At 74.7% G+C, this 22,814-nt stretch carries 31 protein-coding genes and 1 tRNA gene; 21 read left to right on the top strand and 11 right to left on the bottom strand.

The genetic code is table 11. The features are described 5' to 3' along the window. Positions 1-12: 12 nt before the first annotated feature. A complete protein-coding gene (locus HLA93_RS01115; RefSeq protein ID WP_222192375.1) occupies positions 13-333 on the bottom strand; it encodes a GNAT family N-acetyltransferase in 321 nt (106 codons plus the stop codon). A 656-nt stretch (positions 334-989) separates the two neighbouring features. Here HLA93_RS01115 and HLA93_RS01110 point away from each other — a divergent pair. The 13 genes from HLA93_RS01110 to HLA93_RS01050 all read left to right on the top strand — a co-directional run bounded on the left by HLA93_RS01110 (position 990) and on the right by HLA93_RS01050 (position 9,450). Further along, positions 990-2,249, top strand: a complete 1,260-nt coding sequence (locus tag HLA93_RS01110; RefSeq protein ID WP_222192374.1) for a quaternary amine ABC transporter ATP-binding protein — start codon at positions 990-992, stop codon at positions 2,247-2,249. After that, complete coding sequence (locus HLA93_RS01105) at positions 2,242-3,240, top strand: ABC transporter permease (RefSeq protein WP_222192373.1); 999 nt, start codon at positions 2,242-2,244, stop codon at positions 3,238-3,240. The genes HLA93_RS01110 and HLA93_RS01105 overlap by 8 nt, the downstream gene beginning before the upstream one ends. Before the next feature lie 99 nt (positions 3,241-3,339). Further along, positions 3,340-4,266, top strand: coding sequence for a glycine betaine ABC transporter substrate-binding protein (locus HLA93_RS01100; protein ID WP_222192372.1), 927 nt, complete (start codon positions 3,340-3,342; stop codon positions 4,264-4,266). A gap of 131 nt (positions 4,267-4,397) precedes the next feature. After that, a tRNA-Arg gene (locus tag HLA93_RS01095) sits at positions 4,398-4,470 on the top strand. A 49-nt stretch (positions 4,471-4,519) separates the two neighbouring features. Then, the gene (locus tag HLA93_RS01090) at positions 4,520-4,954 is read left to right on the top strand and encodes a hypothetical protein (RefSeq protein WP_222192371.1); all 435 of its coding nucleotides are present in this window, start codon (positions 4,520-4,522) and stop codon (positions 4,952-4,954) included. Positions 4,955-4,995: 41 nt separating this feature from the next. Further along, a complete protein-coding gene (locus tag HLA93_RS01085) occupies positions 4,996-5,292 on the top strand; it encodes a hypothetical protein (RefSeq protein ID WP_222192370.1) in 297 nt (98 codons plus the stop codon). 40 nt (positions 5,293-5,332) lie between these two features. Next, on the top strand, positions 5,333-5,992 hold the full coding sequence (locus HLA93_RS01080) for a class I SAM-dependent methyltransferase (RefSeq protein WP_222192369.1): 660 nt from the start codon (positions 5,333-5,335) through the stop codon (positions 5,990-5,992). Between the two features lie 16 nt (positions 5,993-6,008). Continuing rightward, positions 6,009-6,332 carry an ArsR/SmtB family transcription factor gene (locus tag HLA93_RS01075; protein ID WP_222192368.1) on the top strand — a complete coding sequence of 108 codons (324 nt, stop codon included), beginning with the start codon at positions 6,009-6,011 and terminating at the stop codon, positions 6,330-6,332. Next, entirely contained in the window at positions 6,329-6,811 is a 483-nt protein-coding gene (locus tag HLA93_RS01070; RefSeq protein ID WP_222192367.1) for an SRPBCC family protein, read from the top strand. Before HLA93_RS01075 ends, HLA93_RS01070 begins: the two co-directional genes overlap by 4 nt. Before the next feature lie 177 nt (positions 6,812-6,988). After that, positions 6,989-7,699, top strand: coding sequence for a response regulator transcription factor (locus tag HLA93_RS01065; RefSeq protein ID WP_222192366.1), 711 nt, complete (start codon positions 6,989-6,991; stop codon positions 7,697-7,699). A 46-nt stretch (positions 7,700-7,745) separates the two neighbouring features. Then, positions 7,746-8,591 (top strand): sulfotransferase family protein, encoded by an 846-nt coding sequence (locus tag HLA93_RS01060; RefSeq protein ID WP_222192365.1) that lies wholly within the window; start codon positions 7,746-7,748, stop codon positions 8,589-8,591. A gap of 26 nt (positions 8,592-8,617) precedes the next feature. Beyond that, entirely contained in the window at positions 8,618-8,983 is a 366-nt protein-coding gene (locus tag HLA93_RS01055) for a hypothetical protein (protein WP_222192364.1), read from the top strand. A 23-nt stretch (positions 8,984-9,006) separates the two neighbouring features. Next, positions 9,007-9,450: an SRPBCC family protein gene (locus tag HLA93_RS01050; protein WP_222192363.1), complete on the top strand. Its 444-nt coding sequence runs from the start codon at positions 9,007-9,009 to the stop codon at positions 9,448-9,450. A 22-nt stretch (positions 9,451-9,472) separates the two neighbouring features. Here HLA93_RS01050 and HLA93_RS01045 read toward each other — a convergent pair whose 3' ends face one another. Beyond that, positions 9,473-10,528 carry an ion channel gene (locus HLA93_RS01045; protein WP_222192362.1) on the bottom strand — a complete coding sequence of 352 codons (1,056 nt, stop codon included), beginning with the start codon at positions 10,526-10,528 and terminating at the stop codon, positions 9,473-9,475. A gap of 126 nt (positions 10,529-10,654) precedes the next feature. Between HLA93_RS01045 and HLA93_RS01040 the strand changes: the two genes are divergently transcribed. The 5 genes from HLA93_RS01040 (at position 10,655) to HLA93_RS01020 (ending at position 13,506) form a co-directional block, all read left to right on the top strand. Beyond that, positions 10,655-11,500 carry an NAD-dependent protein deacetylase gene (locus HLA93_RS01040; RefSeq protein ID WP_222192361.1) on the top strand — a complete coding sequence of 282 codons (846 nt, stop codon included), beginning with the start codon at positions 10,655-10,657 and terminating at the stop codon, positions 11,498-11,500. Then, positions 11,497-11,796, top strand: a complete 300-nt coding sequence (locus HLA93_RS01035) for a biopolymer transporter Tol (RefSeq protein WP_222192360.1) — start codon at positions 11,497-11,499, stop codon at positions 11,794-11,796. Before HLA93_RS01040 ends, HLA93_RS01035 begins: the two co-directional genes overlap by 4 nt. Before the next feature lie 75 nt (positions 11,797-11,871). After that, positions 11,872-12,798, top strand: coding sequence for an MSMEG_6728 family protein (locus HLA93_RS01030; protein WP_222192359.1), 927 nt, complete (start codon positions 11,872-11,874; stop codon positions 12,796-12,798). A 34-nt stretch (positions 12,799-12,832) separates the two neighbouring features. Then, positions 12,833-13,120 carry an ArsR/SmtB family transcription factor gene (locus HLA93_RS01025; protein ID WP_222192358.1) on the top strand — a complete coding sequence of 96 codons (288 nt, stop codon included), beginning with the start codon at positions 12,833-12,835 and terminating at the stop codon, positions 13,118-13,120. Further along, positions 13,117-13,506 (top strand): VOC family protein, encoded by a 390-nt coding sequence (locus HLA93_RS01020; protein WP_222192357.1) that lies wholly within the window; start codon positions 13,117-13,119, stop codon positions 13,504-13,506. Before HLA93_RS01025 ends, HLA93_RS01020 begins: the two co-directional genes overlap by 4 nt. Before the next feature lie 8 nt (positions 13,507-13,514). On the opposite strand, the gene HLA93_RS01015 is transcribed toward HLA93_RS01020, so the two are convergent. The 3 genes from HLA93_RS01015 to HLA93_RS01005 all read right to left on the bottom strand — a co-directional run bounded on the left by HLA93_RS01015 (position 13,515) and on the right by HLA93_RS01005 (position 15,139). After that, on the bottom strand, positions 13,515-13,829 hold the full coding sequence (locus HLA93_RS01015; RefSeq protein WP_222192356.1) for a hypothetical protein: 315 nt from the start codon (positions 13,827-13,829) through the stop codon (positions 13,515-13,517). A 543-nt stretch (positions 13,830-14,372) separates the two neighbouring features. After that, positions 14,373-14,774, bottom strand: coding sequence for a PaaI family thioesterase (locus HLA93_RS01010; protein WP_222192355.1), 402 nt, complete (start codon positions 14,772-14,774; stop codon positions 14,373-14,375). Then, positions 14,771-15,139, bottom strand: a complete 369-nt coding sequence (locus HLA93_RS01005) for a VOC family protein (RefSeq protein ID WP_246625475.1) — start codon at positions 15,137-15,139, stop codon at positions 14,771-14,773. The genes HLA93_RS01010 and HLA93_RS01005 overlap by 4 nt, the downstream gene beginning before the upstream one ends. Before the next feature lie 95 nt (positions 15,140-15,234). Between HLA93_RS01005 and HLA93_RS01000 the strand changes: the two genes are divergently transcribed. Both HLA93_RS01000 and HLA93_RS00995 read left to right on the top strand, forming a co-directional pair. Then, positions 15,235-15,792, top strand: a complete 558-nt coding sequence (locus HLA93_RS01000; RefSeq protein WP_222192354.1) for a YbaK/EbsC family protein — start codon at positions 15,235-15,237, stop codon at positions 15,790-15,792. Between the two features lie 18 nt (positions 15,793-15,810). After that, a complete protein-coding gene (locus tag HLA93_RS00995) occupies positions 15,811-15,969 on the top strand; it encodes a hypothetical protein (protein ID WP_222192353.1) in 159 nt (52 codons plus the stop codon). 80 nt (positions 15,970-16,049) lie between these two features. Here the strand turns inward: HLA93_RS00995 and mscL are convergent, their stop codons facing one another. From mscL to HLA93_RS00975, 4 genes are all read right to left on the bottom strand, one after another. Beyond that, positions 16,050-16,469 (bottom strand): large conductance mechanosensitive channel protein MscL, encoded by a 420-nt coding sequence (gene mscL, locus HLA93_RS00990; RefSeq protein ID WP_222192352.1) that lies wholly within the window; start codon positions 16,467-16,469, stop codon positions 16,050-16,052. 45 nt (positions 16,470-16,514) lie between these two features. Beyond that, the gene (cpaB, locus tag HLA93_RS00985) at positions 16,515-17,153 is read right to left on the bottom strand and encodes a Flp pilus assembly protein CpaB (RefSeq protein WP_222192351.1); all 639 of its coding nucleotides are present in this window, start codon (positions 17,151-17,153) and stop codon (positions 16,515-16,517) included. Between the two features lie 107 nt (positions 17,154-17,260). After that, positions 17,261-17,590 (bottom strand): FmdB family zinc ribbon protein, encoded by a 330-nt coding sequence (locus HLA93_RS00980; RefSeq protein ID WP_222192350.1) that lies wholly within the window; start codon positions 17,588-17,590, stop codon positions 17,261-17,263. 153 nt (positions 17,591-17,743) lie between these two features. After that, the gene (locus HLA93_RS00975; protein WP_222192349.1) at positions 17,744-18,637 is read right to left on the bottom strand and encodes a hypothetical protein; all 894 of its coding nucleotides are present in this window, start codon (positions 18,635-18,637) and stop codon (positions 17,744-17,746) included. Positions 18,638-18,779: 142 nt separating this feature from the next. On the opposite strand from HLA93_RS00975, the gene HLA93_RS00970 reads away from it, so the two are divergent. Then, entirely contained in the window at positions 18,780-19,262 is a 483-nt protein-coding gene (locus HLA93_RS00970) for a MarR family winged helix-turn-helix transcriptional regulator (RefSeq protein ID WP_222192348.1), read from the top strand. A 795-nt stretch (positions 19,263-20,057) separates the two neighbouring features. On the opposite strand, the gene HLA93_RS00965 is transcribed toward HLA93_RS00970, so the two are convergent. Continuing rightward, positions 20,058-21,578, bottom strand: a complete 1,521-nt coding sequence (locus tag HLA93_RS00965) for an acetyl-CoA carboxylase carboxyltransferase subunit alpha/beta (protein ID WP_222192347.1) — start codon at positions 21,576-21,578, stop codon at positions 20,058-20,060. Continuing rightward, complete coding sequence (locus HLA93_RS00960; RefSeq protein ID WP_222192346.1) at positions 21,575-22,810, bottom strand: CaiB/BaiF CoA transferase family protein; 1,236 nt, start codon at positions 22,808-22,810, stop codon at positions 21,575-21,577. Before HLA93_RS00960 ends, HLA93_RS00965 begins: the two co-directional genes overlap by 4 nt. Positions 22,811-22,814: the final 4 nt, after the last annotated feature.

Here is a 22,814-nt window from a genome sequence, read left to right as displayed (position 1 = left end):
CCGCTGGGTGGATCAGCTGTGGGCGGGCGCCAGGCCGAACGTGGGGCGGTCGGCCTCGGCGACGAGGTCGAGCTGCTCGGGGTGGTCGAGGAGGTACTTGCGGATGAAGGAGCAGTAGGGCAGCACGTGCAGCTGCCGCTCCCGGGCGGCGGTGAGCACGCCGGCGACGAGCTGGGTGCCCAGGCCCCGGCCGCCCATCGACGGGTCGACCTCGGTGTGCGGCAGCGTCATGACGTCGCCGTCCACGTGGTAGCTGGCCAGGCCGACGACACGGTCGCCGTCCCGGATCTCGAAGCGCCCGCGCTCGGGGACGTCGACCACCGTGATGTCCATCTGTGCTCTCCACCTCCCGCGCCTCCGGCGCCGTTGCCGGGGCTCGTACGTGCTTCGACAAGGTAACGGTTGCGACACGTCGTCGCCCGCATCCCTACCCACGCGTGGCGGGTCGGGGACGTTCCCCCCGCCGCTCCGCACACCGCGACGGAAGTGGTGGCCGGCATTCGCCCGGAATGTGCCACAGCGGTGGCGGAAATGGGTCCAGCGCGGTGTACATGTAGATCTCGTGAAGATCCAGTGACACATTCTCCACATTCTGCGGGTGTGCGTCGTCGCATGGGCGACGTCGGTCGCCCGGGAAGTTCTCGCAGCTCAAGCGTGTGTGGGCGATGGTCGTGGGCCGCGGGGAGGACTCGGATCGTGTTCTCCGCCACCATTGACCTGGATCACGACCGAGTAACGGAATGGTGCGGGACGGGCATTCCACAATTTCTGGGGCGAGTGGGCTGTTAACGTGCTGGAAGCCGAGACGAGAGCGGGTCCGCACCCGCCCTTCTCCCGCTCACCGGCGGCGCACCGCGAGACGTGTGCACACACCTCGTGGCGCCGCGACCGAGCGCTGCAGCTCGTCAGCTGCCACCCGCGGCGCAGCGTGCGCTCCCTCGCGCGCTGCCCTGCCGCCGGGTCCGAGAACTTGAACGAGAGGTGGTCCCGTGCCCGCCGTACACGCCGAAGGCCTGTTCAAGGTGTTCGGCCGGCGCACCGCAGACGCGGTGCGCCGGCTCCAGGACGGTGCCTCCGTCGCAGAGGTGCGAGGCAGCGGCGCGACGCCGGCCGTCATCGACGCGACCTTCAGCGTCGAGCCCGGCGAGATCTTCGTGGTCATGGGGCTGTCGGGCTCCGGCAAGTCGACCCTGCTCCGGATGCTCAACGGCCTGCTGGAGACGACGGCCGGCACCGTCCGGGTCGGGGACGCCGAGCTGACCGCCCTGGACGCCAAGGGCCTGCGCCGGCTCCGGCAGGAGCGGATGAGCATGGTCTTCCAGCACTTCGCGCTCTTCCCGCACCGCAGCGTGCTGGACAACGCCGCCTACGCCCTCGAGGTGCGCGGGGTCGACCGCGCCACCCGCCGGGCCAAGGCGCGGGAAGCCCTCGCGCTCGTCGGCCTGGACCAGTGGGCCGACCAGAAGCCCGGCCAGCTCTCCGGAGGCATGAAGCAGCGGGTCGGACTGGCCCGCGCGCTCGCCGCGGAGACCGACCTGCTGCTGATGGACGAGGCGTTCAGCGCGCTGGACCCGCTCATCCGCCGGGAGATGCAGGACCAGCTGCTGGAGCTGCAGGCATCGCTGGGCAAGACCATCGTCTTCATCACCCACGACCTCAACGAGGCCATGCGGCTGGGTGACCGGATCGCGATCATGCGGGACGGCCGGATCGTGCAGATCGGCACGCCCGACCAGATCCTCGAGACCCCGGCCGACGACTACGTCCGGCAGTTCCTCGCCGACGTCGACCGCGGCCGGGTGTTCACCGCCCGGCACGTGATGGTCGGGGCACCGGCGCTCGTGGCCCCCACGGCCGCGCCCGCGCAGGTGCTGCAGACCATGCACGACCACCGCTCTGGGTCGGTCCTCGTCGGGGACGGCGACGGCCGGGTGGCCGGCGTGGCCACCGAGGACGCCGTCCGCGCGGCGGCCGCGGTCGGGGCGCCGTCGCTGGCCGGGGTGGCCCTGCTGCCGCCGGTCGAGGTCCGGACGACGACCACGCTGAGCGACCTGCTCGCGCCCGCCGCCCAGGACGAGGTGCCGGTGACCGTCGTGGACGACGACCGCCGGTTGCTCGGGGTGGTGCCCCGTGGCGCCGTCCTGGCTGCACTGGGTGGCGTGCCGCGCCCGGCGCCGGCCGCCGTCCCCGAGTCCCTACACCCGGCGGGTGCGACCGCGCTGGCGACGAAGGAGGCCGTCCGTGGCTGAGACCGTGTTCCGAGCCGCCGATGACGGTGCCCTGCCGCAGATCCCGGTCGGCGACTGGGTCGACACCGGGTTCGACTGGGTGACCGACAACTTCGAGCCGCTCTTCGATGCGATCAGCGCCGGGACCGAGACCGGGGTCGAGGCACTGCGCGACGCCCTGCTGTTCCCTCCGTCGATCCTGCTGGCCGTGCTGCTGGCCGTGCTCGGTGGCGTGGTGCGGTCGGTGCGCTTCGCCGTCGTCTCGTTGCTGGGCCTGCTGCTGCTGATCAGCATGCGGATGTGGGAGCCAGCCATGGCGACGCTGGCCCTGGTCCTGGTGTCCGCGCTGATCGCGGTGGCAATCGGCATCCCGATCGGGGTCTGGGCAGCCCGCAGTGACCGGGTCAGTGCCGCCCTCCGGCCGGTGCTCGACTTCATGCAGACCATGCCGGCCTTCGTCTACCTCGTGCCCGCGGTGACCTTCTTCGGCATCGGCCTCGTGCCGGGCGTCGTCACCACGATCATCTTCGCCGCACCGCCGGCCGTCCGGCTCACCGAGCTGGGCATCCGACAGGTCGACCCGGAGCTGGTGGAGGCCGGGCACGCCTTCGGCAGCCCGCCCGGGCGGATCCTGCGCGGCATCCAGCTGCCGCTCGCGCTGCCCACGATCATGGCCGGCGTCAACCAGGTGATCATGCTGGCGCTCTCCATGGCGGTCATCGCGGGGCTGATCGGGGCGGCGGGCCTGGGTGGCGTGGTCGTCACCAGCATCTCCCGGCTCGACGTCGGGCTGGGCTTCGAGGGCGGCCTCTCGGTGGTCGTCCTCGCCATCTACCTGGACCGGCTGACCGGCGCGTTCGGTCAGCGGCGGGGGCGGTTGTCCGGCATCCCGTCCTTCCTCAGCCGCGGCGGGACGGTCGCGAAGGGCGGCTTCGCCGCCAGCGGCCGGTCCGCCAGTGCGGCCATGCCCGTCGGGCCCGACCAGGACCCACCGAACCGACCTGCCCGGTAGTCGATCGGCGCGGCCCGCCCGGGCCGTCGCCGCGGAGCCGGAGCGCCAACGGTGCGCGGGGCAGTCGACCGCCACCAGATGTAGGAGAGGAACGACCGCATGAACAAGCACCTGACCACCCGAGGCACCCGCCTGGCCGCCGGCCTCGCCGCCGTGGCCCTGACCGCGACCGCGTGCGGCAGCGACAGTGACGAGGACACCACTGCCAGCGGCGGGACGTCGTCCGGCGGTGCCTGCGAGACCGTGAACCTGGGCTTCATCCCGTCCTGGACCGACGGCCTGAGCATGGCCTGGCTGTGGAACGAGGTCCTCGCCGAGCAGGGGGTCGAGGTCGAGATGACCGAGATCTCCGAGGCGGCTCCGCTGTACGCCGGCCTGGCCGGCGGGGACGTCGACGTCTACCCGTCCGCCTGGTCCGAGGTCACTCACGCGGCATACATGGAGGAGTACGGCGACCAGGTCGAGGACCTCGGCGCCTGGTACGAGGGCGCGGTGCTGACCTTCGCCGTCCCCGAGTACACCGACATCGAGTCCATCGCCGACCTCGCCGGCAACGCCGAGATGTTCGACGGCCGGATCGTCGGGATCGAGCCGGGCGCGGGCCTGACCGCGACCACCAAGGACAGCGTCATGCCGACCTACGGGCTGGAGGAGGACTACACGCTGGTCGAGTCCTCCACCACGGCGATGCTGGCCGAGCTGCAGGCGGCGACCGACGCCAACGAGGACATCGTCGTCACCCTGTGGCGCCCGTTCTGGGCCAACAGCGAGTTCCCGATCAAGGACCTCGCCGACCCCGAGGGCGCGCTGGGCGAGGCCGAGGGCCTGCACACCCTGGCTCGCGAGGGCTTCTCCGACGACTGCGCCGACGTGGCGTCGATGATGGAGAACGCGACGCTGACCGACGAGCAGTACGGCTCGCTGGAGAACATGGTCGTCAACGAGTACGGCGAGGGCCAGTACGCCGAGGCCGTCGACGCCTGGCTCGAGGAGAACCCGGACTTCGTGGAGTCCCTGCAGAGCTGACCTGCGTCACCGGATCACCCGAGGGGCTCGACGGCGCGTGCCGTCGAGCCCCTCGTGGTGTCCGATACCCTCTCGACGGCAACCGGGCCGGCGCGCAGCGGCCCGGTGGCGGTGCGACCAGCGCCGCCGCAGCCCCCGTAGCTCAGGGGATAGAGCATCGGTTTCCTAAACCGTGTGCCGCAGGTTCGAATCCTGCCGGGGGCACCTCGAGGGCCCGTCCGTCGCCGGTCGGGGCGCGGGCGACACTGGGGGCATGACCGCTGCTGATGCCGGGCCGCGCGCCGACCGGAGCCCCAGGCCGCTGACCGACGACGCGCGTGCCCTGCTCGACGCGCTCCTCGCCCACGACTTCCTCGGCGTCGCCGAGCTGCGCGCCCAGGTGGCCCGGGCCACCTCCACGCCGGGCTGCCGTTGCGGGTGCGGGACGCTCGACCTGCAGGTGCCCGATGACGTGCCGGCCGCCCCGGCCAGCGGCCCGGCACCGGTCGAGGGGACGGTCGTCGGTGCTGACGGGGCGCCCGTGGGCGGGGTCCTGCTGTTCGTCGAGGACGGCCGGCTGAGCCGCCTGGACATCACCTCGCACGGCGACCCGCTGCCGCTGCCCGCTCCGGACCAGGTGACCTGGGGCCCCACCCGGTGGGCGGGCGCGGACACGGTGCGCCGGCCGGCCCGGTTCCGGCGCGGCTGAGCCTCGCGTGACGCCCCGCGTCGGCGGGTAGCCGCCGGTGCATGCCAGTGCGCAGCGCGGCGGTGGCGGCCGCCGACCAGTGGGTCGACCCGGACGACGGCATCCGCTATCCCGCGGGTGAGGTGCACGCCTGGGAGCGCGGCCGGAACGAGACGGTGTGCGGGCTCTCGCTGTACCGCTCTCGGCTGGCCCGGTTCCCGCACGTCAGCTGGGCCGACGTCCAGCCGGAGTCCGGCCGGCATGCCGAGGGTGTGGCGGACGTCTGCCGCCGCTGCCGGGCCGGCACCGGCGCCCGGCGGGACGAGCGCGGCTGGACCCGGACGAACCCGCGTCCCTGAGCAGGCCCCACGGCGGAGGCTCCGGTGTCAGGGTGGGCGGATGGCCGGTTGCTGTGACCCCCGTGGCTGTGACCAGGTGTTCGACGCCCGGTTCGCCCGGCGGCGGGCCGACCGCTACCGCCGGCGCGGACTGGACCGCACCGCCCGGGCGATGGTGGAGCTGCTCACCGAGCGCGGCGTGGACGGTGCGACGGTGCTGGAGATCGGCGGCGGGGTCGGGGAGATCCAGCTCGAGCTGCTGCGACGGGGCGCGGCCTCGGCGACCAACCTGGAGCTCTCGCCGTCCTACGACGCCGAGGCGACGGCGCTGATCGCCGAGGCCGGCATGACCGGGCGGGTGCGCCGCCGGCTGGTCGACATCGCCGCCGACCCGGCCGCCGTCGAGCCGGCGGACGTCGTGGTGCTGCACCGGGTGGTCTGCTGCTACCCCGACGTCGACGCGCTGCTCGGCGCGGCCGCCGACCACGCCCGCCAGCAGCTGGTCTTCAGCCACCCGCCGCGCACCCTGCTGTCCCGGGCGGCCACGGGTGCGGAGAACCTCGCCGCCCGGGCGTCCGACCGGGACTACCGGGCCTTCGCGCACCCGCCGGCGCAGATGCTCGCGGTGCTCGCCGAGTGCGGCCTGGCGCTGACCGGCAGCCACCGGAGCCCGATCTGGCGGGTCGCCGCACTGCAGCGCCTTGACCGGGCATATCCGTAAGTCGTAGCTTACGTTCGTGCCCACTTACCAACCCGGTGATGGGTGGGAGGCCCTCGGGGACCCCACCCGCCGGGCGATCGTGACGTCCCTGGCCGAGCGGCCCCGGGCCGTCGGCGAGCTCGCCGACGAGCTGCCGATCAGCCGTCCCGCGGTATCCCAGCACCTCAGGGTGCTCAAGGACGCCGGCCTCGTCACCGACCGCGCGGTCGGCACCCGCCGGGTCTACCGGCTCAGCCCGGAGGGCCTGGGCGCGCTGCGGGATCAGCTCGACACGTTCTGGCAGCGGGCCCTGCACGGCTACCAGGACATCGCCGAACAACCGACCGAGGAGAAGTCATGACCCAGGCAGCTGCTGTGGTGGTCCGCCGCGAGATCGTCGTCCAGGCGACGGTCGAGCGGGCCTTCACCGTCTTCACCACGCGGTTCGGCGACTTCAAGCCGCCGGAGCACAACCTGCTCGGCGCCCCGGTCGTCGAGACCGTCCTCGAACCCCGGGTCGGCGGCGCGATCATCGACCGGGCCGCCGACGGCAGCGAGTGCCGCTGGGCCCGGGTCCTGGTGCACGAGCCGCCGCACCGCGTGGTGTTCAGCTGGGACATCAGCCCGCAGTGGCAGGTGGAGACCGACCCCGAGCGCGCCAGCGAGGTCGAGGTCCGGTTCGTCGCGGAGGGGCCGGACCGCACGAGGGTCACGGTGGAGCACCGCAACCTCGACCGGCACGGCGAGGGGTGGCCGGCCGTCAGTGACGGCGTGGCCGACGACGCCGGGTGGCCGCTCTACCTGGCCCGGTTCGCCGCGCTGCTCACCGCCGGCGACTGACCCCGCGGCCCGGTCCGGCCGGGGGGCCGGCGCACGCTGAGCGACGCCGCGCGCCGGCCCCCCGCCGGAGACCGTCGACGAACGTGCAGGTCGTACACAGAAAGTCCTCAAGGACTCCGTTCACCCGGTCGATCTACTGGTTGTCAGTCGATGACCCTCAGTGAGCGGAGTCCGAACGTGTCCACCCCGATGGCCAGCACCCCCCGCGGCGTCACCCGCGTCCTGATCCTCGCCGACGCCCCGGTCCTGCGCCGTGGGCTGATCGGCATGATCAACGAGACCGCCGGCATGCAGGCGGTGGGCACCCCCGGTGAGCCGCGCCGCGCGCTGACCCTCGCCGAGTCCGCCCGCCCCGACGCCGTCGTGGTGGAGCTGGGCACCGGCCGGGCCGCCACCCTGAACGCCTGCCGCGACCTGCGCCGTCGCTTCCCGCAGCTGGCGATCGTCGCCCTGGCCACCTCCGAGGACCCGGCCGTGGTGAACGAGGCCCTGGCCGCCGGCGTCCGCGGCTACCTGCTGATGAACACCTCGCCGACCCTGCTGGGCTGGGCGGTGCTGGCGGCTCGCGCCGGCCGCACCGTGGTCGACCCGCAGATCCGTCGCGGTGAGGGCGCCGAGGTGCCGGTGTCGCGTGAGCTGACCCCCGAGGTGCCGCTGACCCGCCGCGAGTCCGACGTCCTCGACGAGCTCATCCAGGGCCAGTCCAACCGCGCCATCGGCAAGAACCTCTTCATCTCCGAGGACACGGTGAAGTCCCACGTCAAGGCCATCCTGCGCAAGCTGGGTGCCCGCGACCGGGCGCACGCGGTGTCCCTGGTGCTCTCGGCCCGCAACCCCGGCTGCCACTGCGGCGCCCACCGGCTCGCCGAGGCCCCGGCCGACGTCTGACCGGTGCCGGACGGCGGGTGCGCGGAGCCGGGGTTAGGTTGCCCCGGTGCCTCCGACGACACCCGCCGTCAGCAGTGGCCCGCCGCAGCTGCAGCGGCTGTTCGTGGTCGGCTGCCCGCGCTCGGGCACCACGCTCCTGCAGTCCTTCCTGGCCGCGCACCCGGGCGTCCACTCGTTCCCGGAGACGCACTTCTTCTACCGGCTGCGGGCCGGCGGTGTGCGGGCCGAGCAGGGGGTGATCAGCGCTGAGCTGGCCGCTGACCTGCCGCAGGTGGCCGGCTTCCTGGGCCGGCCCGGGATGTCCTGGCCGGTGCCGCCGACCGTGCACGGCACGGCGGAGGCGTTCGTGGCCACCGCGGACGAGGTGACCCTCGCCGCGGGCGCGAGCGCCTGGGTGGAGAAGACCCCGGCCAACCTCTACGCCATCGACCTGATCGAGCAGCTCGTCCCCGGCGCCCGCTTCCTGCACATCCTCCGGGACGGCGCCGACGTGGTCACCAGCCTCTGCGCCGTGGCCGGCGGGTGGGGCAGCACGTACTCGGTGGACCAGGCGCTGGAGCTGTGGACCGAGTGTGTCGAGATCACCGCTGCCCACCGCGACCGGCCCGGCCACCACGTCGTCTCGTACGCCGACCTGGCGCAGCACCCCGAGCCCACGCTGCGGTCGGCCTGCGACGTCGTCCGGCTGGAGTACACCCCGGCGATGGTCGATGGCCGCGCCACCGCCGCCCGTGGCCTGATCAAGGACTTCGAGCACTGGAAGGGCGACAACGTCGGCCCGCTCCGGTACCGCCCGCGCGAGCGCTTCGCCCAGGCCTTCGACCCCGCGACCCGCCGGCGGATCGAGGAGCGGGTCGCCGCCGTGCACCTGCCGGAGACCGTGCCCGGCTGAGCCGTCCGGGGGTTACCGTGCTGGGCATGGTCGGCATCCTGGCGGCTGCGCTGCTGCTCCTGCTGCTGGCCGCGATCGTCGCCTGGGCCGTCTCGGTGCCGAAGCCACGGCCGGCGATCGGCCGTCCGCTGCCCCCGCGCGAGCGGGCCTGGCAGCAGCAGGCGGTCGCCGCCGCCCGCTGGGGCGCCGCGCACGACGAGGTCGACGGGGTGACCCGGGTGCTGCTACGGCGCAGTTGCCCCGGCCTCGACGGGCGCCCGGAGGTGCTCGAGGAGCGGGTGTTCGACACCTTCCCGGCGAACGACCCCATGTGGGAGGCCCGCTTCACCGAGGCGATGGCCGGTGCCCGGTTCCGCTGCTCCTACCTCAACACCGAGGAGGGGCAGGCCTGAGCCGGTCGGGCAGGATGGGCGGCATGGGTCAGGTCGTCGCCACCACCGAACGGGTCGTGCGGGCACCGGCGGACGTCGTCCGCTCCGCGCTCGCCGACTACACCACCACGCGCCCCGCGGTGCTCCCCGAGCAGTACAGCGAGTACCGGGTGGACGCCGGCGGACAGGGCGCCGGCACGAAGGTGCACTGGCGGCTGCAGGCGACGTCCAAGCGGGTGCGTGAGCAGGACGTCGTCGTCACCGAGCAGCCCGACGGCACGCTCGTGGAGACCGACACGAACTCGACCATGGTGACCACCTGGACGGTGTCGGCCGCCGACGCCGGGGTCAGCACGGTGCGGGCGCGCACCACCTGGACCGGCGCCACCGGCATCGGCGGGTTCTTCGAGCGCACATTCGCGCCCAAGGGCCTGTCCCGCATCCAGGACGCGATGCTGACCCGCCTGGAGCAGTCGCTCGCCGGCTGAGCAGCCGCATCCCGGCTCCGGGTCAGGACCACGAGTGGTCGTCACCGGGCCAGCGGTAGCTGGCCGCCCCGATCCGTCGGGACAGCTCGTCGCGCAGTTCGGCGTGCTCCGCGGTGAGCACGCCGAGCTGCACCGAGTCGGCCGGCAGCCCCGCCCGACCGATCTCCGCCGGGTCCAGCGCCGGCGCCGCCGGGGCGCGCTCGCCGCCCGCGACCGGGGCGTGCGCGACGTACTGCTGCACGGCGGAGACGACCGATCGGCGCAGGCCCGGCGGGACCCGGGCGGCCGGGTCGGCCGCCGACGAGAGCACCAGCACCGCGTCGAGCAGGACGGCGACCGCTGGTGCGGTGCCGAGCTCGGCGGCGCGTGGGCGGTAGGCGTGCAGCAGCGGATAGGCCCGGTGCTGCTGGCTGAGCGTCGTCAGGGTCGACGACAGCGCCGAGAGGGACACCACGGCCGGGACCGTCGTCCCCGGGGTGACCAGGCCGGTGGCCATCTCCGTGCCGGTGCTGCCGAACCCGGTGACCTGGGCGGCGAAGCTCCGCTTGCCGACCACCGCGGAGATCACCGAGGTCAGGTAGGAGACCCCGAGGGTGATCAGCAGCATCCCGCTGAGCGCGGCGGCCATGGTGGCCAGCTGGAACCCCGCCCCGGCCGGCTGGTACCCGCCGTTGCCCAGCGTGGCGACGTTGTAGCCGGCGAAGTAGAAGCGCTCCCATACCGAGGCCGGCGCTCCGCTGGAAGAGCCGACCACCGCCTCGTCGCCGCCGAGGAAGACCAGCGACCAACCGATCCAGAGCAGGGTGAACCAGGACCCGAGGGTCGCGGCGACGAGGATGGGCCCGGGGCCACCCACGAAGCGCACCAGGGCCGCGTCCGCCACGGCGGGCCGCCGGGTCAGCCGCCAGGCGGCCCGGGTGATCAGCTGGGTCAGCGGGCCGGGACCGCTGGCCACCGCCAGCGTCGTCCGCCCCTCGTCGACCACGGCGAACGCCACGATCGCCAGGCCGAGGACGTCCCACCACCAGCCGGTCACCGGGTGGCCGGCCGGGAGGTGGGGGAGCGGTGGAGCGGGCAACCGGCGACGGTCGGCCTCCTGGTTCGCGGACGGGTGTCGGGAGAGAGGTGACCCGGGAGGCCGCCGGCTACACACCGGCTGCCCGCGCTCGCGGCACGTCCGCGCTCCGGCAGGGACGATGGGGGAGTGACCGCAGCGACCCCCACCGTCGAGGGCCTCTCCGAGCTCGCCGGCCTGCTCGCCGACGGCGGGGCCCTCGTCCTCTCCGGCGCCGGGCTCTCCACCGACTCCGGCATCCCCGACTACCGCGGCGCCACCGGCTCGCTGCGCCGGCACACGCCGATGACCTACCAGACCTTCACCCGTGACCCGCGCGGCCGGCACCGCTACTGGGCGCGCAGCTACGTGGGCTGGCGGCAGATCGCCGAGGCCCGGCCCAACGCCGGCCACCGGGCCGTCGCCGCGCTGCAGCAGGCGGGCGCGGTGGGCGAGGTGATCACCCAGAACGTCGACGGGCTGCACCAGGCCGGCGGCGCCCGCGACGTGCTGGAGCTGCACGGTGGTCTGGACCGCACCGTCTGCCTGGCCTGCGACGACGTGGCATCCCGCGCGGAGCTGGACCGCCGGCTGCGCACGGTCAACCCCGGCTTCCGCCCCGACGTCACCGACGAGGTCAACCCCGACGGCGACGTCGAGCTGCCCGAGGAGGCGCTCGACGGCTTCGTGATGGTCGACTGCCTCGCCTGCGGCGGCGGCCCGCTCAAGCCCGACGTCGTCTTCTTCGGTGAGACCGTGCCGCGCGACCGGGTCGACCGCTGCTTCACCCTGGTCGAGCAGGCCCGGTCGCTGCTGGTGCTGGGCTCGTCGTTGACCGTCATGAGCGGCTACCGGTTCGTCATCGCCGCCGCCAAGCGCGGCATCCCGGTGGCCATCGTGAACTCCGGCCCGACCCGCGGGGACGCGAAGGCATCGCTCAAGGTCGATGCCCCGCTGGGCGCGGTGCTGCCCGAGCTGGCGCGCCGGCTGGCATGAGCCGCGAGGTCGAGCGCACCGACGACGGCCGCTGGATCGTCGTGGACGGCCGGCGGTGGCGGACCGCCGACCCGGCCCTTCCCGAGGACGTCCGGGCCAGGCTGCTGCACCACCTCGGGGTGGCCCGGTCGGCGGTGCGCACGTCGCGCGGGGACGACGGAGCGGTGGCCGCCGCCCGCGCCCGGGTGCAGCTGGCCAAGACCGGCCTCGGCGAGCGCGGCCCCGCCTGGTGGGAGCAGGACGACGCCGAGCGCCGCGCCCGCTGGGAGTCCGCGCTGGGCCAGCTCGAGTCCTGAAGGGCCGAGGTCGCGACTTCGGCCCCCGGGTCGCCGGGCGGTTGGCTGCTCGCCGCTGCGGGCAGGAAGGCGGCGATGCAGACGTTCCTGCCGGCCGCCGACTTCACCGAGTCCGCCCGGCTCCTGGACAACCCGCGGCTGGGCAAGCAGCGGGTCGAGTGCCTGCAGGTGCTGCGCGCACTCGAGCTGCCCGACTACGGCTGGGCCAACCACCCGGTGGTGACCATGTGGCGCGGGCACACCGCCGGCCTGGTCGTCTACTCGCTGGCGATGGTGCGGGTCTGGCGCGAGCGCGGCTTCGCAGACACCACCGAGGCGCTGATCGCCGAGTTCGCCCCGGACGCCGCCCGGCTGACCCAGCAGGAGGCGGCCGACGCCGGCCTGCTGCCCAGCTGGGTCGGCGACGAGCAGCTGCACCTGTCCCACCGGTCGAACCTGCTGGCCAAGGACCCCGGCTTCTACCGCGCCCGGTTCCCCGACGACCCCGACGACCTGCCGTACCTGTGGCCCGGCTCGGACGACGTCCCGCCGGCGCCCCCGCCGGAGGGCGTGCCGGTGTGGGTGGTGCGGCCGCGGGCGCACAACGAGCTGGGCGCGGCGCTGGCCACCGGGGTGGTCGGGCTGGGCACCCAGTCCGGCATCGACGTCGACGCGACCGGCCAGTCGCCGGCCGAGCTGCGGGCGCTGTCCAAGGAGCTGTCCGGCCGCCGTCCGGCCAAGGACCTGCGCCAGCTGTCCACCTTCCTGGACGAGGTGGCCCCCGGTGACCTCGTCGGCCTGCCGATCGAGCACGGCGCCGGGCTGCTGCTCGGTGAGGTGGTCGGCGACTACGCGTTCGCCGGCCGGGAGCTGCTGCCACACCGCCGTCCGGCCCGGTTCGAGTCGGTGGTGCCGCGTTCGGCGGCCCGGCCACCGGCCACCCTGCAGGACCCGCGCGCGCTGTTCCGGGTCGTGCTCGACCCGGACGCGGTCCCGGCGGGGCTCCGGCGCGGGACCCGTTGACAGGCAAGTCGCTGCTTGCCTAACGTGTCGTCCCGTGGGTGACGTGTTCAAGGCGATCGCCGATCCCACGCGCAGGGCGATCCTCGACGAGCTCACGGACCGGGACGGGCAGACGCTGTTCGAGCTCTGCTCCCGGCTGGCCACGAAGCACGGCATGGGGTCGAGCAGGCAGGCGGTCTCCCAGCACGTCGACGTCCTCGAGTCCGCGGGGCTCGTGCGCAGGCGGCGGGCGGGCCGCTACACGTTCCACCACCTCGACACCGCGCCGCTGGGCGAGATCACCCGCCGGTGGCCGGTCCCGGACCCGGAGGAGGACCCATGAGGGTCAACGTCATGAGCGTGATGGTCGATGACCAGGCCAAGGCGCTGCGTTTCTACACCGAGGTGCTCGGCTTCGAGCCCAAGCGGGAGATCCCCCTGGGGGAGCACTCCTGGCTCACCGTCGTCTCACCCGAGGACCGCGACGGCGTCGAGCTCTCGCTGGAGCCGGACGAGCACCCGGCGGCGCGGCCGTTCAAGCAGGCGCTCGTCGCCGACGGCATCCCGTTCACGTCCTTCGCCGTCGACGACGTGTCGGCCGAGTACGAGCGGCTGACCGGCCTGGGCGTGCGGTTCACCCAGCCGCCGGCGGACATGGGCGTGGTGACCACGGCCGTCTTCGACGACACCTGCGGCAACCTCATCCAGATAGCGGCGCTGAAGGACTGACCCGGGCGTCACCGCAGACCCGCGCCGACCTCCCCGACCGCGGCGGCCAGCCGCCGTCGCGCCTCGGGGAGCTCGGCGGGCTCACGCGCCGCGTGCACGAACCAGCAGGCTCCCGCGTACAGCTTCCGCAGCCAGAGGAACGGCGCGAGCTCGGCGTCGTCCACCGGGTCGGGCATCGCGTCCAGCGCTGCCCGGCCGTCGAGGCGGGCCGTGGCGCGCAGGCTGGCCAGGTCCCAGCCCCGCGGGCCCCGGGAGGTGTCCTCGAGGTCGGTCCAGCGCAGCCCCTCGCCGGTGACCAGCAGCAGAAGGACCCCGTTCCTCACCACTCGCAAGCTCGCGGCGAGCCTCGGACCGGGGCCGGCAGGGCCCCGGCCCGGTCCGGCGCGCGGGGTCGGCGCCCAGTCCGGCACCGGTGGCCACGAACTCCGCCAGGTCGTCCAGCGGCCGGTCCAGCGGGGAGCCGGTCCACAACGGTGGCAGCGTGCCCAGCACCTCGTGCAGCTCGGCCAGCGACCGGCCGGCCTGCTCCGCGGTCGGTCGCTCTGGCAACACGTCGACATGTCGCCAGAACGACACCGTGCGCCCGTCGTGCTCGTGCGGGCCGGGCGGCGGCAGGTCCGACGGCGGCACGACCGCCGCCCCCGCCGCGGTCAGCGCCGCGGCGAGCGCGACCTCCCGGGTGAACGGGTCGCGGATCTGCGGACGGAGCAGCGGTGTGTACACGGCCACCCGGGCCACCACCGGCGCCGGGCGCAGGTGCACCGCGGCGTTGACGCCCCAGGACAGCAGCGCCGGCTCGGCGACGGGGACGCCGTGTCGCCGGGCGACGGCGACCGCGGTGGTGACGGCCTGCTCGACCGACGCCGTCACGCCTGCGGCAGCGACACGTTCTGCAGCCGCACCTGTCCCCGGGCGACGATCTTGCCGTCCTCGCGGGTGAGGGTGACCAGCCACAACTGCAGCGTCTTCCCCTGCTGTACCGGCTCGGCGAGCACGTCGAGCCGGCCGGCCGTCATCGGACGCAGGAAGTCGGTGCTGTTGTTCACGCCCACCGCGAACTGGCCTCGCTCGGCGACCGCCGTGCTCGCCCCGACGCTGGCGGCGCCCTCCACGATCGAGCAGTAGACACCGCCGTGCACGACCCCCCAGGGCGTGTGGTGCTCCGGCCCGACGTCGACGTGCCCGGTGACCCGGGTGCCCGTGACCTCGACCAGCTCCAGGCCGGTGGCCGCGACGAACGCACTGGCGGTGGTGAGGTCCGGGGTCACGCGGCGTCCCAGACCAGGCAGAACGGGTGTCCGACCGGGTCGGCGTAGACCCGGAAGTCCCCGCCGCCACCGGGCAGCCGGCGGGCGCCCAGCTCGAGCACCTGGGGCTCGGCCACGTCCACGTCGGCGACCCGGATGTCCAGGTGGAACTGCTGCGGCCGGCTCGGGTCGGGCCAGTCCGGCGGCTGCAGGTCGGGGGCCTGCTGGAAGGCGATCCGGTACCCGGCGCCGGTGACCACCACCCAGTCGTCGCCGGGCTCGCCCTTGACCTCCATGCCGAGCAGCCCGGCGTAGAACGTCGCCAGGGCGTGCGCGTCGGGGGCATCGATGACCACGGAGTGCAGCTGACCGATCATGGCGGCCATCCTCTCCCGGCGCCGGGCCGCCCACCAGGCTGACCCGTGCGCTCCCGGGCACCCCCGCCCGGCGCGCGCCCCGGCCGTGTCGGACGATCGTCGGCATGGCCGCACCCGACCCCGCCCCTCAGCTCGGCACCCTCTCCTGGCTCCCGGCCGTCGACCGGCTGGACCTGCTCGGCGCGCCCGTGGCCGCGGCCGTGCCCACGCTGTCCGCTCCCGTCTGGGTGGCCGAGATCGACGACGACGCCGCCGACACCGCCGCGTTCACAGAGGCCTACTCGGTGCCACTGGCTGCCTCGGCGAACTGCGTGGTCGTCGCCGCGCGTCGGTCGGGGGAGACGACGATGGCCGCCTGCCTCGTGCTGGCCACCACCCGGGCCGACGTCAACGGGCTGGTCCGGCGGCACCTGGGGGCCCGCAAGGCCTCCTTCGCCCCGCAGGACGTGGTCGTCGCCGAGAGCGGCATGGCCTACGGCGGGATCACCCCCGTGGGGCTGCCGGCGTCCTGGCCGGTGCTGGTCGACGCCGCCGTGGCCGCCAGCGAGCTCGTCGTCATCGGCTCGGGCACCCGGGGCAGCAAGCTCGCCGTCCCCGGTGCCGTGCTCGCCGGGCTGCCGGGCGCCGAGGTGCTCGACGGGCTCGGCCAGCCGATCGGCTGACCTGCCTACCCTCGTGGCGTGTCAGAGCACGAACAGCACCCCGGCGCGCCTGCCGCACCACGGCCCGAGCGGGCACCCGACGACAGCGACGTCGGCTGGGGCGAGCGGCTGACCGACCCGGACGACGACGACCGCCGCTACCTGGAGGACCGCCCGCCGCACTGGGGCAGCGACTGACGAAGGACCTCGTCCTCCTCACCCCTCGCCAGCTCGGGGCGAGCCTCTGGACGAGGCCGAGCCAGCCGCGACCTCGCGGGTCAGGCGCGGTGGCGGGCTTCCGTCTCGGGCGTGGGCTGCTCGGGCGCGTGCTGGGCGCGGAGCAGGTCGCGGATCTCGATGAGCAGCTCGGTCTGGGTGGGCAGTACTTCGGCCTCCTCGCCCCGCTCGCGGCGCTCGAGCAGCGTCTTCATGGGCAGCACCACCACGAAGTAGATGACCGCCGCGGTGATCAGGAAGGTGATCACCTGGTTGACGAAGGCGCCCCAGGTGAAGAGCTGCCCGTCGACCTCGAACGTGCCGCCCTGGACACCGCCCCCGCCGACCAGCCCGATCAGCGGGCGGAGGAACGACTCGGTGAACGAGGTGACCACGGCGGTGAACGCGGCGCCGATGACCACTGCGACCGCCAGGTCGACGACGTTCCCGCGCAGCAGGAAGCCCTTGAAGCCCTTGAGCACGTCGGCACTCCTCGACTCGTGCGGCCGCCCCCGGCGGCCCGGTGATCACGGCCGGCCGAGGGTAACGGTGAGGCTGCCCGCCGCCGCGGCAGCAGCCAGCGCGGCGGCCGTGTCCGGCGGCACGGCCAGTACCAGCAGGCCCGCGTCACCGGCCCCTGCCTGGCCGTCCGGCGCCGGGGCGGTCAGCACGAGGGCACGGGAGGCGACCACCTCGACCGACGGCGCGGCCACCTCGCCCGCGGCTGCGAGCACGTCGACCCGGTCGCCGGCGCGCAACAGCGTGGCCACCGCCAGGTCGGCCAGCCGGACCGGAGCCGCGACCTGCCCGTCGGGCACCGCCGCCCACAACCCGGGGCCGACCAGCCGGACGTCGGTGATCGGCTCACCGGCCCGCAGCGGTGCGGCCAGCACGCGTCCGGCGAGCTCGGCCGGGTCGGTGCTCACGCCGTCCGGTGCCCGGTCGGCGGGCAGCTGCTCCGGCCGCACGTCGTCGGCCGTGAGCACCTGACCGGCCGCCAGGTCAGCGGCGGCGACCACCACGGGCACCGTCGGGCCCGCGATCGGGGCGCCGGCGGCCGGCGCCGGCGGTCGCAGGGCGAGCAGCAGGGCCAGGCAGGCGAGACCGGCCGCGGCCACCTGCCGCAGCAGCCGCACCGGGGAGCGGGGACGACGCAGTCGGGGCATGCCGCCAGGGTCGCGGCGGCCGGCGTTCAGCGGCTGGGCGCCGGCCAGGTCGTGGACAGCGGGTCAGGTTGTGGACCGTCGGCAGGGCAGCGCCGCCGTCCGTGCCGTCAGCCGGCGGCCGTGCTGCTGGTGGTCGACGAGGTCGCCGAGGACGAGGAGCTGGTGGTCGACGAGCTGCTGGCGGAGGACTCCTTGCCGCCGGAGCCGGCGGACTCCTTCTTCGCGGCAGCCGGGGCCGTGGACGAGCTCTCGGCCTTGCGGCTGTCGGTGCGGTAGAAGCCCGACCCCTTGAACACCACGCCGACCGACCCGTAGACCTTGCGCACCGGTGCGCCGCACTCCGGGCAGGTGGCCACCGCTGGGTCGGTGAACGACTGCACGACCTCGAACTCGTGCTTGCCCTCGGGGTTGCTGCAGACGTACTGGTAGGTGGGCACGGTGCTGGAGACTCCTCGTCACGGTCCGAGCCGGGCTGGCACTCGGCCCCGGCGACTGCCAATCATGCGCCGAGAGGGCCCGTCACGTCCACGTGGTGGGGGTGAGTGTGACGTGCGCGTCGCGGTGCGGTGGTGCCGTGGACCGGACGACGGCTAGAACGTCCCGGACGGCCTCGGGCCCGGCAGCACCTCGTCGAGCCAGGCGTCGTACTCGTCCTCGGTCATCGGCCGGGCCGGGGCGAGCGCGGCGTCCAGCAGTCCGGGAGGGGTGCCGGGCGCGGCGGTGACCCCGACCCACGCCGCCTCCCGCCGGCTGAGCAGCACCTCCGAGTACGCGGTCGTGTACGACCAGCGGTCCGGGGCCACCTGGCGGCAGGACGTCACCGTCTCGCCGATGGTGCTGCCCGGGGCCGTCCGGGCGGTGCACGGGTCACCCTGGACGGCGGTCGAGGCGTCCCGGAAGAGCTCGAACCCCTCCGTGGGACCGCCGTCCACCGGGACGTAGGGCGTCACGATGAGCTCGCTGCCGGTGTGCTGCGGCGACTGTCCCCGGAACCCGTCGACCTGGGTGACCCAGGGCCGGGACAGGGTGCCGACCTCGGTGAGCACCCGGTCGTCCTGCCAGCCCTGCCGGGCGTCGGGGTACCAGGTGGCGACCGAGGCGCCTGCGCCGATGAGCAGCACGAGCGTCGTCCCGCGCCGGACCACGCCGGGCCACTGGAGCCCCGCCACGACGGGGAAGGGCAGTGCCGCGGCAGCGAGGAGCAGCGGATCGGGCAGCACCGCCCGCAGGTCCGCCTGCAGCACCGCGACGCCGAACAGCGCGGCGCCTCCTGTCCCGAGGACGCCGACGGACAGCCCTCGCAGGAACGAGCCGGTCGAGTCGGCGTCGTCCGGGCCGGTCACCCGGTCCAGCCCGATGGCCAGCCCCACCGCGGCCACGGTCAGCAGCCCGAGCGCGATCAGCACGTGGGTCGTCCCCCCGAACGAGGACGCGATGACCAGGGGTGTGCCGACCAGGGAGACGGCCACCCCCAGCCCGGTCACCGATGCGAGGTGCCGGAGGGCCCGGCGGAGGGCACGTGAGTGCTCCGAGTGGGGAGCCGCCCGGGCCGGCACGAGCGGAGTGTGGCAGGCCGTCGACCGGGACGGCGGCTGCCGTACCGCGCACCCGGGTTAACGTTCGGCGGTGTCCTCCCCGTGGCTCGACGAGCAGCAGCAGCGCACGTGGCGCGCCTGGCTCGCGGTCGCCGAACTGCTGCCGCGCACCCTGGACGCCCAGCTGCAGCGCGACGCCGGCCTCACCCACGCCGCCTACGTCGTCCTGGCCATGTTGTCGGAGGCACCGGACCGCAGCCGCCGGATGAGCGACCTGGCCCGCACCGCCAACCAGTCGCAGAGCCGTCTCTCGCACACCGTCGCCCGGCTCGAGGAGCGCGGCTGGGTGCGTCGGGAGAAGGCCGCCGAGGACCGGCGCGGCAACCTGGCCGTGCTCACCGACGCCGGCTGGGACGTCGTGACGCGGGTGGCCCCGGGCCACGTCGCCGCGGTCAAGGAGGGGCTGTTCGCGGCGCTGACCGCGGAGCAGACCGCCGCGCTGGAGGACGCGCTGACCGCCGTCCTCGACCGGCTGGACCCCGACCACACCCTGCGGGTGCCCGAGGCCGGCTGACCAGCCCGGTCAGCGCAGGTGGCGCAGGAACGACTCGGGGGGAACCGAGGAACTGCCGCCAGCTCTCGGTGAGCTCGAGCTCCGACCAGACCGCCGGCCGCATGCCCCACTCGCCGACCTCCAGCAGCGTCGCGCCCGGCAGCGCGGCCACGACGGGGGAGTGCGTCGCGACGACGACCTGAGCGCCGCGGTCGACCAGCGCGAGGAGGTGGGACACCAGCGCCAGGCTGCCGCCGAAGGACAGCGCGGCGTCGGGCTCGTCGAGCAGGTAGATGCCCTTCCCGGCAGCCCGGCTGGTGAGCACCTCGAGGAACGCCTCCCCGTGCGACAGCTCGTGGAACGCCCGGTCGCCGCCCACCTGCTCCAGGTAGCTGTACAGACCATGCAGCGTCTCGTCGCGCAGGAAGTACCCCCAGCGGGACGCTCCCGGGCTGCGCTCGACGACGAGGCCCAGCGACTCGGGCTCGCTGGCCCGGGTGCGGTGCCGGACGTTGGCCGATCCACCTTCCGGGTTCAGGCCCAGCGTGACCGCGAGCAGCTCCATCACCGTCGACTTGCCCGACCCGTTCTCCCCGACCAGGACCAGCGCCCCGGCGGGCAGCTCGAGCCCCTCGTCGACCAGCTGCGCCACGGCCGGCACGGTCAGCGGCCACCGGCCCCGCTGCTCGGCGGACGGCGGGGGAGCGGCACGGTCGGGTTTGACCCGGCGGATCGGTCGAGGGTCCACCCGGCCATCCTGTCCCGCCGGTACGACACCCCGGACGTGGTCCTCCGACTGGTCGGAGCTGCGGGCGCTCAGCGGCCCAGGTGGCGCCAGCGGCGGGTGCGGGCGCGCATCCGCTCGACGTCGTCCCGGCCCAGCAGCCCGGCCAGCTCCTCGGCGAGCACCCGGCCCAGCCGCCGGCAGAACTCCACCGGCTCGTCGGCGGCGTCGGGCCGCTCGGGCACCACCCGGTCGACGATGCCGTCCCGCCACAGGTCGGTGGCCCGCACGCCCTGCGAGGCGGCCAGCTCGTCGGCGCGGTCGACGGTGCGGTGCACGATCGCCGAGGCGCCCTCCGGTGGCAGCGGGCCCAGCCAGCCGTTGGCGGCGGCCAGCACCCGGTCGGCGGGCACCAGGGCCAGCGCTCCGCCGCCGGTGCCCTGCCCGAGCAGCACCGCCAGCGTCGGCGCCTCCAGCATCACCAGGTCCTGCAGGCAGCGGGCGATCTCCCCGGCCAGCCCGCCCTCCTCGGCGGCCACCGACAGGGCCGCGCCCGGGGTGTCGATCAGGGTGAGCAGCGGCAGCCGCAGCTCGGCGGCCAGCCGCATCCCGCGCCGGGCCTCGCGCAGCGCGCCCGGGCCCAGCGGGGCCGACAGCGACTGCCCGCGCCGGTCCTGGCCGAGCACCACGCAGGGGGCGCCGCCGAAGCGGGCCAGCGCGATGAGCAGCCCCGGGTCGTACTCGCCGGCGCCGGTGCCGTTGAGCGTGACGACGTCGGTGGCCGCGGTGCGCAGCAGCTGCCGCACCCCCGGCCGGTCCGGACGGCGCGAGGCGGTGACGACGTCCCAGGCGCTGCGGCCGTCCTCCGGGTCGTCGGCGTCGGTGCCGTCCCCGGCGACCGGCCCCTCCACCTCGCCCTGCCGGTGCCAGGTGGACCGGGCGGCCAGCACCCGCAGCGCCCGATCGGCGACGTCGGCGATCTCCTCGTGCGGGACGACGCCGTCGATCAGCCCGTGCGCGGCCAGATTCTCCGCGGTCTGGACGCCCTCGGGGAAGGGCTCGCCGTACAGCGCCTCGTAGACCCGGGGCCCGAGGAAGCCGACCGCGGCACCGGGCTCGGCGATGGTCACGTGCCCCAGCGACCCCCAGGAGGCGAGGACGCCGCCGAACGTCGGGCCGCGCAGGTAGACGAGGTAGGGCAGCCCCGCCTCCTTGTGCCGGGCGATCGCCGCGGTGATGCCGATCATCTGCAGGAAGGCGACCGTGCCCTCCTGCATCCGGGTGCCCCCGGAGACGGGGGCGGCCAGCAGCGGCAGCCCCTCGTCGGTGGCCCGCTCGACCGCGGCCATCAGCCGCTCGGCGGTGGCCACCCCGATCGACCCGGCCAGGAAGCTGAACTCGCCGGCGACGACGGCCACCCGGCGCCCGCGCAGCCGGCCCTCCCCGGTGACGACCGCCTCGTCCTGCGAGCTCTTCTCCGCGGCCCGGGCGAGCTCCGCGGCGTAGTCGTCGTCCACCGCGCGGGGTGGCACGGGGGTGTCCCACGAGGTCCACGAGCCCGGGTCCAGGACCAGGTCGCGCAGCGAGCGGGCGTCCAGCCGGCGGGCGCTCACGTCGCGTGCCCGTCCTCGACGTCGCCGCCCTCGCCGTCGGGCTGGGGAACGCCCTCGGCGCGCTGCAGCCAGGCGCGGATGGCCTCGCTGTCGGCGCCGAGCACCGGCGGCGGGGTGTGGTCACGCCGGGTGGTCTCCACCTCGCCGTCCGAGCCCGGGGCGAAGAAGCGCAGCGGGGGGCCGGGGAGGGTCAGCGGCCCGGCGGTCGGGTGGTCGACCGAGATCGCCAGGCCCTGGGACAGGGTCTGCTCCCAGGCGTACACCTCGTCCAGGGTGCGCACCTTGCCCGCCGGGACCCCCGCCGCGGCCAGCCGCGCCAGCAGCTCCTCGGCGGGGATGTCGGCGAAGGCCGTCTCCAGCAGCTCGATCACCCGGTCGCGGTTGCCCACCCGCTCGCCGTTGGTGGCCAGGCCGGGTGCCTCCGGGTCGAAGCCGAACTCGGTGCACAGCCGGCGCCACAGCCCCTCGCTGCCGCAGGACAGCTGCACGCTGCCGCCGGCGCAGCGGAACAGGCCGTAGGGCGCGATCGAGGGGTGGTGGTTGCCCTGCCCGCGGTTGACCTTCCCCGCCACGGTGTACGCCGTGCCCTGGAAGGCGTGCACGCCGACGACGGCGGCCAGCAGCGAGGTGCGCACCACCTGGCCGCGGCCGGTGCGCTCCCGCTCCAGCAGCGCGGCGAGCACGCCGTAGGCGCCGTACATGCCGGCCAGCAGGTCACCGATCGGGACGCCGACCTTCTGCGGGTCCTCGGGGCCCGAGCCGGTCAGCGACATCAGGCCGGCCTCGCCCTGGGCGATCTGGTCGTAGCCGGCCCGCTGCCCCTCCGGGCCGTCGTGGCCGAAGCCGCTGATCGACAGCTGCACCAGCCGCGGGTTGAGCTCGGCCAGCACGTCGGTGCCGAACCCGAGCCGCGCCAGCGTGCCGGGCCGGAAGTTCTCCATCAGCACGTCGGCGCGGCGCACCAGCTCGGTGAGCAGCGCCTTGTCGCCGTCGTCCTTGAGGTCGAGGGTGATCGACTCCTTGTTCCGGTTCGCGGAGAAGAAGTAGGTGGACTCCCGGCCCTCGGGGGTGTCGACGAACGGTGGCCCCCAGCCGCGGCTGTCGTCCCCGCTGCCGGGGCTCTCCACCTTGATCACCCGCGCGCCGAGGTCGCCGAGCATCATCCCGGCGTGCGGCCCGGCGAGCGCGCGGGTCAGGTCGACGACGAGCACGCCGTCCAGGGGTCCGGTCACGGTT

The sequence above is a fragment of the Modestobacter italicus genome (assembly GCF_019799965.1).
Classification (GTDB): Bacteria; Actinomycetota; Actinomycetes; order Mycobacteriales; family Geodermatophilaceae; genus Modestobacter; species Modestobacter italicus_A.
Note: the sequence above shows the minus strand (reverse complement) of the source record. Positions and strands in the feature narration are given on the sequence as shown.